Origin of the sequence: Peterkaempfera bronchialis, assembly GCF_003258605.2 — a bacterium.
Classification (GTDB): domain Bacteria; phylum Actinomycetota; class Actinomycetes; order Streptomycetales; family Streptomycetaceae; genus Peterkaempfera; species Peterkaempfera bronchialis.
The window spans coordinates 4,773,403-4,785,268 of the sequence record NZ_CP031264.1; the positions used below are offsets into that span (position 1 = coordinate 4,773,403).

The window sequence follows — 11,866 nt, forward strand, 5'->3', positions numbered from 1 at the left end:
TCCGGACATGTCTCGCAGCATCCGCCTCGCAGTGATCCCCGGTGACGGTATCGGCCAGGAAGTCGTGGCCGAGGGCCTCAAGGTGCTCGGCGCGGCGCTGCCGTCCGGCACCAAGGTCGAGACCACCGAGTACGACCTCGGCGCCCGCCGCTGGCACGCCACCGGAGAGACCCTGCCGGACTCGGTGCTGGAGGAGCTCAAGGGCCACGACGCCATCCTGCTCGGCGCGGTCGGCGACCCGTCGGTGCCGTCCGGCGTGCTGGAGCGCGGGCTGCTGCTCAAGCTCCGCTTCGCCTTCGACCACCATGTCAACCTCCGCCCGGGCAAGCTCTTCCCCGGCGTGAAGTCGCCGCTGGCGGGCGAGCCGCAGATCGACTTCGTGGTGGTCCGCGAGGGCACCGAGGGCCCGTACGTCGGCAACGGCGGCACGCTGCGCGCCGGAACCCCGCACGAGGTGGCCACCGAGGTCTCGCTCAACACCGCCTTCGGCATCGAGCGCGTGGTCCGCGACGCCTACCGCCGCGCCGCCGCCCGGCCGCGCAAGAAGCTCACCCTGGTCCACAAGAACAATGTGCTGGTGCACGCCGGCCACCTGTGGAGCTCGATCTTCGCGCGGGTCGGCCAGGAGTTCCCCGAGGTCACCACCGACTATCTGCATGTGGACGCGGCGACGATCTTCTTTGTCACCCAGCCCGAGCGGTTCGACGTGATCGTCACCGACAACCTCTTCGGCGACATCCTCACCGACCTGGCCGCCGCCGTGACCGGCGGGATCGGGCTGGCCGCCAGCGGCAACATCAACCCGAGCGGCGACTTCCCGTCGATGTTCGAGCCGGTGCACGGCTCCGCGCCGGACATCGCCGGTCAGGGCAAGGCCGACCCCACCGCCACGGTGCTCTCGGTCGCCATGCTGCTGGAGCACCTCGGTCTGGCGGAGGAGGCCGCCCGGATCGAGGCGGCCGTCGCCGCCGACCTCGCCGAGCGGATCGACGGTCCGGTCCGCTCCACCTCCCAGATCGGCGACGCGCTCGCCGCCCGAGTAGCCGGCTGACCGGCACTCACCCGCGCCCTTCCCCGCGAAGCGGCCCGGACAGCTTGCCGGAACACGGGCTCCGCCCCCGGCAGGCATCCCGGGCCGCTTCGCGACGTTTCGCAGGGGAATCACCACCGACCGTGACCGACCGGTCGTTCGATACCCCACGGCTGTCCGACCCGGCCCTCGGGATGCGACCATCGAACCTGGGCCCCGGTCCCTCGGCTGTGCCGAGAGGCGTCCGGCGGCCCGCCACGACGAGACGGTGAAGGACTCACGCAGCCATGACCACGGCACCCCTTGCCCAGGCCCCCCTCACGATCGCACTCAAGCCCTCCTCGCACCCGCTGCCCGCAGCGGAGCGTGAGGCCCGGCTGGCCAGCCCCGGCTTCGGCCGCGTCTTCACCGACCACATGGTGACCATCCGCTGGACCGAGGGCCAGGGCTGGCACGACGCCCAGCTGGTGCCGTACGGGCCGCTGGAGATCGACCCGGCCAATATGACGCTGCACTACGGCCAGTCGATCTTCGAGGGCCTGAAGGCATACCGCCGGGCCGACGGGAGCATCGCCACCTTCCGGCCGACCGCCAACGCCGAGCGGTTCCAGTCCTCCGCCCGCCGGCTGGCCATGCCCGAGCTGCCGGTGGAGACCTTTGTCGAGGCGGTCGAGGTGCTGGTCCGGCAGGACCGCGACTGGGTGCCCACCCAGCCCGAGCAGTCCCTCTACCTGCGGCCCTTCATGTTCGCCACCGAGGTCGGCCTCGGCGTGCGCCCGGCCGACGAGTACCTCTTCATGCTGATCGCCTCCCCGGCCGGGGCCTACTTCCCCGGCGGCGTCAAGCCGGTCTCGGTCTGGCTCTCCGAGGAGTATGTGCGCGCCGCACCCGGCGGCACCGGCGCCGCCAAGTGCGCCGGCAACTACGCCGCCTCGCTGGTCGCCCAGGCCCAGGCCGCCGAGAAGGGCTGCGACCAGGTCGTCTGGCTGGACGCCGTGGAGCGCCGCTGGATCGAGGAGATGGGTGGCATGAACCTGTACTTCGTGTACGGGGAGGGCGAGGACGCCCGCATCGTCACCCCCGAGCTCTCCGGCTCCCTGCTCCCCGGTATCACCCGCGACTCCCTGCTGCGGCTGGCCGCCGACCTCGGCCATGAGACCGCCGAGGCCCGTATCTCCATCGACGACTGGAAGAACGGCAACGCCGACGGCACCCTCACCGAGGTCTTCGCCTGCGGCACCGCCGCCGTGATCACCCCGGTCGGCTCGGTGAAGTCCACCCGCGCCGACTGGACCGTCGGCAGCGGTGAGCCGGGCCCGGTCACCATGCGGCTGCGTGAGGCCCTGCTGGCCGTGCAGACCGGCCAGGCCCCCGACACCCACGGCTGGATGCACACCATCTGCTGACGCCCACCCCACCGCAGACGTCCGCGCGGGCGGCCCGATGATCCCATCGGGCCGCCCGCATGGTGAGACCGGTTCGGTCGAAGCGGCAGAGCTGTGCAAGACTGCGACCGTGTCCTCGCTCGTCGTGATTATTGGCAGCAGGCGCGCCGGTCCGCAGTGACCGCTCCGACGAACCGACTCGGAGCGACCATCGTGTCCCAGACCCGCGCGCAGACCTCTCGCACCCGCGAGGGGTCTTTTGTTTTGGACCGGCGACGTGAGACCTCCCACAAGGAGGCCGAAGACGCCGATCGGCGCCCGCGGGGAGGGGGACAGTGGAGCCGGGAACCCGGCAGGCACTACCCACCCGGACAGGAGATCCACGGCCATGACCGAGGCCAGCAGCAGCGAGGCCGCCAGCAACAAGGCGGTCGGCAACCAGGAGAGCATCAGGGAGACCGGCCCTTCGGGCGACGCCTTCCACGTCTTCGACACCACCCTGCGCGACGGGGCGCAGCGCGAGGGCATCAACCTCACCGTCGCGGACAAGCTCACCATCGCCCGGTACCTGGACGAGTTCGGCGTCGGCTTCATCGAGGGCGGCTGGCCCGGCGCCAACCCCCGCGACACCGAGTTCTTCGCCCGCGCCCAGACCGAACTGGACCTGCGGCACGCACAGCTGGTCGCCTTCGGCGCCACCCGCCGGGCCGGTGGCAGCGCCGCCGAGGACCCCCAGCTGGCCGCCCTGGTAGCCTCCGGCGCCCCCGTGGTCACCCTGGTCGCCAAGTCCCACGACCGCCATGTGGAACTGGCCCTGCGCACCACCCTGGAAGAGAACCTGGAGATGGTCCGGGACAGCGTGCGGTATCTGCGCGCCGAGGGCCGCCGCGTCTTCATCGACTGCGAGCACTTCTTCGACGGCTACCGGGCCAACCGGGACTACGCCCTCGCCGTGGTACGGGCCGCCCATGAGGCCGGCGCCGATGTGGTGGTGCTCTGCGACACCAACGGCGGCACGCTCCCCGGTGAGCTCCGCGCGATCGTCGCGGAGGTGCTCGCCGAGACCGGTGCCCGCATCGGCATCCACGCCCAGGACGACACCGGCTGCGCCGTCGCCAACACCCTGGCCGCCGTCGACGCCGGGGCCACCCATGTGCAGTGCACCGCCAACGGCTACGGCGAGCGGGTCGGCAATGCCAACCTCTTCCCGGTGGTCGCGGCCCTGGAGCTGAAGCTCGACCGCCGGGTGCTGCCCGCCGGCCGGCTCGCCGAGATGACCCGCATCTCGCACGCCATCGCCGAGGTGGTCAACCTCTCGCCCTCCACCCACCAGCCCTATGTCGGCGTCTCCGCCTTCGCCCACAAGGCGGGGCTGCACGCCTCCGCCATCAAGGTCGACCCCGACCTGTACCAGCACATCGACCCCGAGCTGGTCGGCAACACCATGCGGATGCTGGTCTCCGACATGGCCGGCCGCGCCTCGGTGGAGCTCAAGGGCAAGGAGCTCGGCTACGACCTCTCCGCCGACCGCGACCTGGTCGGCCGGGTGGTCGCCCGGATCAAGAAGCAGGAGAAGGCCGGGTACAGCTACGAGGCCGCCGACGCCTCCTTCGAACTGCTGCTCCGCGACGAGGTGAAGGGCAGCCGGGAGCGCTTCTTCACCGTGGAGTCCTGGCGGGCCATCGTCGAGCAGACCCCGGCGGGCGGCGCGGTCAACGAGGCCACCGTGAAGCTCTGGGCCAAGGGCGAGCGGATCGTCTCCACCGGCGAGGGCAACGGGCCGGTGGACGCCCTCGACCGGGCGCTGCGCACCGCGCTGGAGCGGATCTACCCGCAGCTGGCCAAGCTGGAGCTGGTGGACTACAAGGTCCGCATCCTGGAGGGGCGGCATGGCACCGGGTCGGAGACCAGGGTGCTGGTCGACACCTCCGACGGCACCCGCGAGTGGTCGACCGTGGGCGTGGCGTCCAATGTCATCGCCGCCTCCTGGCAGGCCCTGGACGACGCCTACACCTACGGCCTGCTGCGCGCCGGAGTGGACCCCGAGGCATGACGGACCGGGAGCCGGCGGCAACCGCCGCCGGCTCCCCGGTGTCCGGACTCAGCGCAGCCGGGCCAGCAGCGCGTGCTCGACGAGGGTGATCAGCGCGGACTTGGCGCTGTCGCGGCGTCGGGCGTCGGTGGTGATGATCGGCGTGTCCGGGCCGAGCTGCAGGGCCTCGCGGACCTCCTCGGGACTGTGCGGCTGGTGGCCGTCGAAGCCGTTGAGGGCCACGACGAACGGCAGTCCGCTGTTCTCGAAGTAGTCCAGTGCGGGGAAGCAGTCGGCGAGCCGGCGGGTGTCGACCAGGACGACGGCGCCGATGGCGCCTCGGACCAGGTCGTCCCACATGAACCAGAAGCGGTCCTGGCCGGGGGTGCCGAAGAGGTAGAGGATCAGGTCCTCGTCGAGGGTGATGCGGCCGAAGTCCATGGCCACCGTGGTGGTGGTCTTGCCCGCCGTGTGGGTGAGGTCGTCGATCCCGGCCGAGGCCGAGGTCATGACGGCCTCGGTGCGCAGCGGGTTGATCTCGGAGACCGCGCCGACGAGGGTGGTCTTGCCGACACCGAAGCCGCCCGCGACGACGATCTTCGCGGAGGTGGTGGCGCGGGTCGCGGCAGCCGGGCTAGAGCTTGCGAAGTCCACTGAGGACCCTTTCGAGCAGTGTCACGTCGGGCTGTCCGCCGGATTCGCCCCCGGCGGCGGGCTGGTGGATGGCGACGAGGCCGGCTTCGGCCAGGTCGGCGACGAGGATGCGCGCCACGCCGAGAGGCATGGAGAGCAGCGCGGAGACCTCCGCGACCGACTTGATCTCGGTGCAGAGCGTGCAGATGCGCTGGTGCTCCGGAAGGAGGGTGCCGATCCGCTCCGGAGAGGCCGTGGACGAGACCAGGGCCTCGATCGCCAGCTCGTAGCGCGGGCGGGTGCGCCCGCCGGTCATGGCGAACGGCCGGATCAGCGGCTCGTCGTCATGGCCGTCCCCGGTGTCCTCGGGGAAGTCGTCGGGGAAGTCCTCGGCATAGCTGTCGGGGACCTGCTGCTCGGGGTACGGGTCGGCCGGTGCGGTCTGCCCGTAGCCGCCGCCGTAGGGGTCGGTGTCCTGGTGCTGCGGATAGGGAGACTCGTACTGCTGCCGGCCGTAGTCCTGGTCGTACCCATCGGGGCCTGTCCAGCGCCTGCCGTCCCCGCGCTGCGGGAACTGCTGCCCGCCTCCGGGGCGGCCGTGGGCGCCGTGTCCCCCGGAGCCGTAGCCGGTGCCGGGGGCACCGAAGGCATCATGGCCCGTGCCGGGATAGGGAACGCCGTACGGACCGCTGCGGTCGTCGGGCGGTGTCACGGTTCCTCCTCACGTGGAGCGACGGGGCGGTGCGACTGGTGCTGTGCGACTGGTGCTGTGCCGTGCTGTGTCAGGTCCCCTTGCTGTGCCGGCGGGTTACTACTACCGGCAGTAGTACAACAGCCGATCCCGGGCCCTCCTCGCGGGGGCCCGGGACTGACCGGGAGGTGCAGCCGGTGGTCAGTGCAGCAGACTGCCCTGGAGCTCGGCCCGCAGGGCGGGGGTGAGCACCGCACCGGCGCGGTCGACCAGCAGTGCCATCTCGTACCCGACCAGACCGATGTCGGAGTCGGGAGAGGCCAGCACCGCCAGTGACGAGCCGTCGGAGACGGCCATCAGGAACAGGAAGCCCCGCTCCATCTCGACCACGGTCTGGTTGACATCGCCGCCCTCGAAGATCCGGGACGCCCCGGAGGTCAGCGAGGTGAGGCCGGAAGCCACCGCGGCGAGCTGGTCGGCCCGGTCGCGGGGGAAGCCGTCGGACATGGCGAGCAGGAGTCCGTCGGCGGAGACCACCACCGTGTGCGACACCCCGGGGGTGTTGTCCACGAAATTGGTGATCAACCAGTTCAGATTCTGTGCCGCCTGGCTCATCTGACTCAACTCAACGCTCCTGGTGGTTCGAGCCGCCGAAGAGATCGGTGCTGCCGTGCTGTTCGTTGCCGCCCTGGTCGATCCGGAAACTACCCGTCACCGACGAATCGCTGCCGGCACTGCGTCCCTGCTGGACGCCGCGGCGCAGGTTGGTGAGCCGGCCGCGCACCTCCTCGGGAGTGCGGGAGATCTGGGGGCCGTCCTGGGGGGCCGTCTGGGCGTTGCCCGGGACGAGGTTCTGCTTGGGCACCCGGCGGGGGAGGCCGGACGGTGTCACCCCGCCGGCGGCGGGGTCGCGCACCTGCTCCGCGCGCTGCCACGAGGTGTCGTTCGGGGTCTGCCACGGGGCAGCGGCCGGACCGGCCGTCCCCGAGGGCTCCGTGGTGTCGGCCGGGGCGGTGTCCCGCGCGCCGGTGAACCAGTTGGGCTTCTCGCCGGCCTCCAGGCCGCCGATGGCCCGGTTGCCCAGGCTGTTCCCGCCGCCGCCGGGCAACGCCTGGCCGGGGCGCCGCTGGGGCAGCCCGGAGGGCGTCTGCAGCGGCGATGCCTGTCGCGGCGGGTTCTCCGGCGCCGGGGCCGGGGCGGCCGGGGACTCCGCCTCGAACCGGTCACCGGAGTAGCCGCCGGCGTCATAGCCGTGTCCATAGGGCTCGGCGAACTGCCCGCCCGTGTACGGGTCGGCGGGGAACTCCTGGGCGTACGACTGCTGGGGCGCGCCGCCGTAGGGCTGCTGCTCCGGGTAGCCGCTCTGCTCGAACTGCTGCTGCTCGAACGGCTGCTGGTCGAAACCCTGCTGGTCGAAACCCTGCTGGTCGAACTGCTGCTGCTCGAAGGGTTGCTGCTCGAAACCCTGCTGGGGGTAGCTGTCGTCGGCGTACTGCGGGGCGGCGTACTGGTCGCCCTGGTATGCCTGCGGCGGGTACTCCTGGCTCTCGTACTCCTGGCCCTGGAAGCCCTGGGAGTACTCCGGCGCGGCCGGGGCAGCCTGGGCAGCCGGGGCAACCGGCTCGGCCGGGGCCGCCGCCGGGGTCGGCTCGGCCGGGTGGGCGGGCTCGGCGGGCAGCGCGGACGGCCCGGCCTCCAGCGCCGCCCGGCGGCGCTGCTCCAGCCGCATCGACCGGTTCATGGAGTCCAGCGCGGGGCTGAAGCCGCCGGCCTCCCCGGCCTGCTCGAAGCGGCTGTCGTCAAAGCCGAGGTCGGCGGCGCTGAGCTGCTCGAAGGTCTCCTCGGAGTTGCCCTGCTCGGCGAAGATCCGGGAGACGGTGAACTGCTCCTCCACCGGCTCCGGCGCGCTCTGCCCCTGGGTGAGGTGGGCCGGGAGCATGACCAGCGAGGTGGTGCCGGCCGACTCGCCGGACGGCCGCAGCTGCACCCGGATCTCATGGCGCTCGGCCAGCCGGCCGACCACGAAGAGGCCCATGCGGCGGGAGATGGAGGCGTCCACCGTCGGCGGGTTGGCCAGCTTCTCGTTGATCTCCGCGAAGTCGTCGCCGGTGAGGCCGATGCCCTTGTCGTGGATCTCCACCAGCACCCGGGCGTCCGGCAGCCGGGTCGCCGTCACATGCACCCGGGTCTGCGGGCTGGAGAAGGTGGTGGCGTTCTCCAGCAGCTCGGCGAGCAGGTGGACCAGGTCGGTCACGGCGGGGCCGACGATCTCGGCCCCCGGGATGCCGGAGAGCTCGATGCGCTCGTACTGCTCCACCTCGGAGGCGGCGGCGCGGAGCACGTCGACCAGCGGGACCGGCTGGTTCCAGCGGCGGCCGGGCTCCTCGCCGGAGAGGACCAGCAGGTTCTCGCCGTTGCGGCGCATACGGGTCGCCAGGTGGTCCAGCTTGAAGAGGTTCTCCAGCTGGTCCGGGTCGGCCTCGTTGTTCTCCAGGTCGGTGATCAGCGACAGCTGACGCTGGATCAGGCCCTGGCTGCGGCGCGAGAGGTTGGTGAAGATCGCGTTGACGTTGCCTCGCAGCATCGCCTGCTCGGCGGCGAGGTGGACGGCCTGCCGGTGCACCTCGTCGAAGGCGCGGGCGACCTCGCCGATCTCGTCCCGGCCGTGCAGCGGGATCGGCTTGACGGAGGTGTCGACCCGCTCGGGGTCGGTCTTGGACAGCCGGTCGACCAGGTCGGGGAGACGGTGGCCGGCGATGTCGAGGGCGGCGGCGCGCAGGGTGCGCATGCCGATGATCATAGAGCGTGCGACGAAGCCGGTCAGCAGGGCGGCGACGGCCAGGGAGACCAGCACGATCGCGGAGTTGAGGATGGCGTCGTTCTGCGCACGGCTCTTGATCCGGTGGGCGTCCGCCACCACCAGGTCGTTGAGCTGGGTCTCGACGCTGCGGTACGTCTGGATGTGGGTGCCGGTCGCGGTCAGCCAGTTGGAGACCGTGAGGCCCTGCTGCTGGGCCGTCGCCATGGCCTGGAGCGCCGCCGTGCTGCTCGGCGCCGCCGAGGCGGCCTGGGTGGCGGAGAGCGCCAGGCTGATCTGCTGGGTGACGGTGGGGACCGGCTTGCGGCTCTTGGCCGCGGCGGCGGAGGCCGCTGCCGCCTCCTCGCCCACGGCGTGCTGGTACAGCTTCAGGTCGTCGTCGGTGGTGCCGGTCTGGAACTCGTCCAGCGACACCTCCTCCAGCTTGTTGGAGACCGAGATCGCCTGGACCATGGCGCTGGTCTCCGGCCGGCTGAGGCTCCCGGTGCCCAGCAGCAGCTGGGTCATCAGCAGCCGCTGCGTCGACGCGGAAGCCTTGGCCAGCACGACCGCGTAGATGGCGCGGCCACGGCTGGTGACCGAGGAGCTGCCGAAGCCGACCTCGTTCTCGAACGACATCAGCGGAGCGATCAGCACCGAGTAGGCGTTCTGTGTCGCGGTGGGGAAGAGGCGCGTGTTGAAGGCGTTCTTCCGCAGCTCCGGCAGCGACTCCACCAGCTGGAGGAAGGCGGTGTTCCGCTTGGCCAGCCGGGCGTCGTCGGAGAGCGGCTGGTACGCCTTGTTGTAGGCGTCCAGGGCGTCGTCGGTGGCCTGGCGCAGCTCCGTCACCTTGGCCTGGTCGCCGCCGGTGATGATGGGGACGGCAGAGAGGTCGCGCTCCTGCTCAAGGGCGTCGGCGAGGGAGGTGGCGGCGTGGGCCAGCTGGGCGGTCTTCTCCGCCCGGTCGGCGGCCAGCCAGCCGTCGATGGAGCTGTTGACGCGCAGTCCGCCGAAGACCAGCGCGATGACGACCGGGATCAGCAGGATCGCGACCAGCCGGGTCGGTACTCGCCAGTTTCTCGGGGCGAGCGCACCCAACCGGCCGGAGAGGCCGCCGGTCCGCCGCCCGTCGTCGTCCGACAGGGTCTCAGTCGGCCGGGCGGGGGCGGGTCTGCCGGAAGTCTCGCGCCCGGCCGCCGCAGAACCTGCTGCCGAAGGCCCGGATCCGGGGCGCTCCGCAGAGGCGGAAAAGGGCGTGAACGCGGCGCGGTCCCGGGAGTCGCCGGGGTTCCCGGACTGTCCCTGACGGGGCTCGGGGCGCCGCTGCGGGGTGACTGGCTGCTTACGCCTCACTCGACAACAACCTCTCGGCCGCTCGGCGGCCATGGATCAATCCAGCGGCACTGCCCGGGTCGCGGCCTGCTGTGCGGCGGCTCAGACGGAGGTGGCCCGGGGAGTAGCTGGAATTTCAGCACGTGCACGGCAAGGGGAACAAACAGCTGTGCACGACCTGTTGGCGCAGGGCAATTAGGGCATATGGCAACACTGAGCAACGAATGACTGCGAAGACATGGGCACAACGGCCCCGATCGGCCACGCTGGGTGACCGCGCTCGGCGAAATCCCTACCGAACCGTTATGCAGTCGAGGTGTCCCAAGGGGGCGTGCGCTGGGACCCGCCACGCGGGGGCGCGTCCTCCGGCGCCGTGGGGCGGCCCGCCGTGCACCGGAGGAGGCGCAGACCGGGCCGCCCATCGCCGACTCCTTACCTCAACCGGGCCAGGAGGGCGTGCTCGACGAGGGTGATCAGCGCGGACTTGGCGCTGTCGCGGCGTCGGGCGTCGGTGGTGATGATCGGCGTGTCCGGGCCGAGCTGCAGGGCCTCGCGGACCTCCTCGGGACTGTGCGGCTGGTGGCCGTCGAAGCCGTTGAGGGCGATGACGAACGGCAGTCCGCTGTTCTCGAAGTAGTCGATCGCGGGGAAGCAGTCGGCGAGCCGGCGGGTGTCGACCAGGACGACGGCGCCGATGGCGCCGCGGACCAGGTCGTCCCACATGAACCAGAAGCGGTCCTGGCCGGGGGTGCCGAAGAGGTAGAGGATCAGGTCCTCGTCGAGGGTGATGCGGCCGAAGTCCATGGCCACCGTGGTGGTGGTCTTGCCCGCCGTGTGGGTGAGGTCGTCGATCCCGGCCGAGGCCGAGGTCATGACGGCCTCGGTGCGCAGCGGGTTGATCTCGGAGACCGCGCCGACGAGGGTGGTCTTGCCGACACCGAAGCCGCCCGCGACGACGATCTTCGCGGAGGTGGTCGCCCGGGTCGCCGTCCCGCCGAAGCCCGGGTCGGCAGGCCTAGAGCTTGCGAAGTCCACTGAGCACCCTTTCGAGCAGTGTCACATCGGGCTGGCCGCCGGACTCGCCGGAGGCGGCAGCGGGCTGGTGGATCGCGACCAGGCCGGCTTCGGCCAGGTCGGCGACGAGGATGCGCGCCACGCCGAGCGGCATGGAGAGCAGCGCGGAGATCTCGGCCACGGACTTGAGTTCGCGGCAGAGGTGGACGATGCGCTGGTGCTCTGGGAGCAGTCCGCCCTGGCGACCTGCGGCGGCGGTCGTGGAGATCAGTGCCTCGATCGCGAGCTGGTACCGGGGCCGGGTGCGGCCACCGGTCATCGCGTATGGGCGCACCAGTGGCTGCTGCTGCTCGTAGCCACCTGACTGCTGGTCACCGTAGCCGTTGCCGTACCCGTTTCCATACGGGCCGGCTGTGCCGGGGGGCGGGGTCATGAATCCTCCTTGCGCTGCAGCGGATCGAGCCCGTGTCAGCGGGGTGGTTCTCCCGGTGGCGGGGCGGTCCTGCCCCGCCACCGGTCGGTGAGGGTCTAGTGCAGCAGACTGCCCTGGAGCTCCGCCCGCAGAGCGGGGGTCAGTACGTCACCGGCGCGGTCGACCAGCAGTGCCATCTCGTACCCGACCAGACCGATGTCGGAGTCGGGAGAGGCCAGCACCGCCAGCGAGGAGCCGTCGGAGACGGCCATCAGGAACAGGAAGCCCCGCTCCATCTCGACCACGGTCTGGTTGACAGCGCCGCCCTCGAAGATCCGGGACGCCCCGGAGGTCAGCGAGGTGAGGCCGGAAGCCACCGCGGCGAGCTGGTCGGCCCGGTCGCGGGGGAAGCCGTCGGACATGGCGAGGAGGAGTCCGTCGGCGGAGACCACCACCGTGTGCGACACCCCGGGGGTGTTGTCCACGAAATTGGTGATCAACCAGTTCAGGTTGCTCGCCGCCTGGCTCAGCTGGCTCACT

Annotated in this window: 10 protein-coding genes; 3 read left to right on the plus strand and 7 right to left on the minus strand. The window is 71.4% G+C overall.

Annotated features, from left to right (window positions below; translation table 11 throughout):
- The first annotated feature begins 7 nt into the window (after positions 1–7).
- From C7M71_RS21280 to cimA, 3 genes are all read left to right on the plus strand, one after another.
- A complete protein-coding gene (locus tag C7M71_RS21280; protein ID WP_111494059.1) occupies positions 8–1,051 on the plus strand; it encodes a 3-isopropylmalate dehydrogenase in 1,044 nt (347 codons plus the stop codon).
- 266 nt (positions 1,052–1,317) lie between these two features.
- The gene (locus C7M71_RS21285; RefSeq protein ID WP_111494061.1) at positions 1,318–2,436 is read left to right on the plus strand and encodes a branched-chain amino acid aminotransferase; all 1,119 of its coding nucleotides are present in this window, start codon (positions 1,318–1,320) and stop codon (positions 2,434–2,436) included.
- A 367-nt stretch (positions 2,437–2,803) separates the two neighbouring features.
- Positions 2,804–4,468, plus strand: a complete 1,665-nt coding sequence (cimA, locus tag C7M71_RS21290) for a citramalate synthase (RefSeq protein ID WP_111494063.1) — start codon at positions 2,804–2,806, stop codon at positions 4,466–4,468.
- Between the two features lie 48 nt (positions 4,469–4,516).
- Here cimA and C7M71_RS21295 read toward each other — a convergent pair whose 3' ends face one another.
- The 7 genes from C7M71_RS21295 to C7M71_RS21325 all read right to left on the minus strand — a co-directional run bounded on the left by C7M71_RS21295 (position 4,517) and on the right by C7M71_RS21325 (position 11,865).
- Complete coding sequence (locus C7M71_RS21295; protein WP_114914476.1) at positions 4,517–5,101, minus strand: GTP-binding protein; 585 nt, start codon at positions 5,099–5,101, stop codon at positions 4,517–4,519.
- Positions 5,082–5,792, minus strand: coding sequence for a DUF742 domain-containing protein (locus C7M71_RS21300; RefSeq protein ID WP_111495392.1), 711 nt, complete (start codon positions 5,790–5,792; stop codon positions 5,082–5,084). The genes C7M71_RS21295 and C7M71_RS21300 overlap by 20 nt, the downstream gene beginning before the upstream one ends.
- 180 nt (positions 5,793–5,972) lie before the next feature.
- On the minus strand, positions 5,973–6,386 hold the full coding sequence (locus C7M71_RS21305) for a roadblock/LC7 domain-containing protein (RefSeq protein ID WP_111495390.1): 414 nt from the start codon (positions 6,384–6,386) through the stop codon (positions 5,973–5,975).
- Positions 6,387–6,396: 10 nt separating this feature from the next.
- Complete coding sequence (locus tag C7M71_RS32710; RefSeq protein ID WP_265737670.1) at positions 6,397–9,666, minus strand: nitrate- and nitrite sensing domain-containing protein; 3,270 nt, start codon at positions 9,664–9,666, stop codon at positions 6,397–6,399.
- A 666-nt stretch (positions 9,667–10,332) separates the two neighbouring features.
- Positions 10,333–10,935 (minus strand): GTP-binding protein, encoded by a 603-nt coding sequence (locus C7M71_RS21315; RefSeq protein WP_114914478.1) that lies wholly within the window; start codon positions 10,933–10,935, stop codon positions 10,333–10,335.
- Positions 10,916–11,347, minus strand: a complete 432-nt coding sequence (locus tag C7M71_RS21320; RefSeq protein ID WP_111495409.1) for a DUF742 domain-containing protein — start codon at positions 11,345–11,347, stop codon at positions 10,916–10,918. Before C7M71_RS21320 ends, C7M71_RS21315 begins: the two co-directional genes overlap by 20 nt.
- A 95-nt stretch (positions 11,348–11,442) precedes the next feature.
- Complete coding sequence (locus tag C7M71_RS21325) at positions 11,443–11,865, minus strand: roadblock/LC7 domain-containing protein (protein ID WP_111495411.1); 423 nt, start codon at positions 11,863–11,865, stop codon at positions 11,443–11,445.
- Position 11,866 lies beyond the last annotated feature (1 nt).

Coding starts and splice junctions, on each gene's coding strand:
- C7M71_RS21285 (WP_111494061.1), top strand. CDS start 1,318: ATGACCACGGCACCCCTTGCCCAGGCCCCCCTCACGATCGCACTCAAG.
- C7M71_RS21320 (WP_111495409.1), bottom strand. CDS start 11,347: ATGACCCCGCCCCCCGGCACAGCCGGCCCGTATGGAAACGGGTACGGC.
- cimA (WP_111494063.1), top strand. CDS start 2,804: ATGACCGAGGCCAGCAGCAGCGAGGCCGCCAGCAACAAGGCGGTCGGC.
- C7M71_RS21305 (WP_111495390.1), bottom strand. CDS start 6,386: ATGAGCCAGGCGGCACAGAATCTGAACTGGTTGATCACCAATTTCGTG.
- C7M71_RS21280 (WP_111494059.1), top strand. CDS start 8: ATGTCTCGCAGCATCCGCCTCGCAGTGATCCCCGGTGACGGTATCGGC.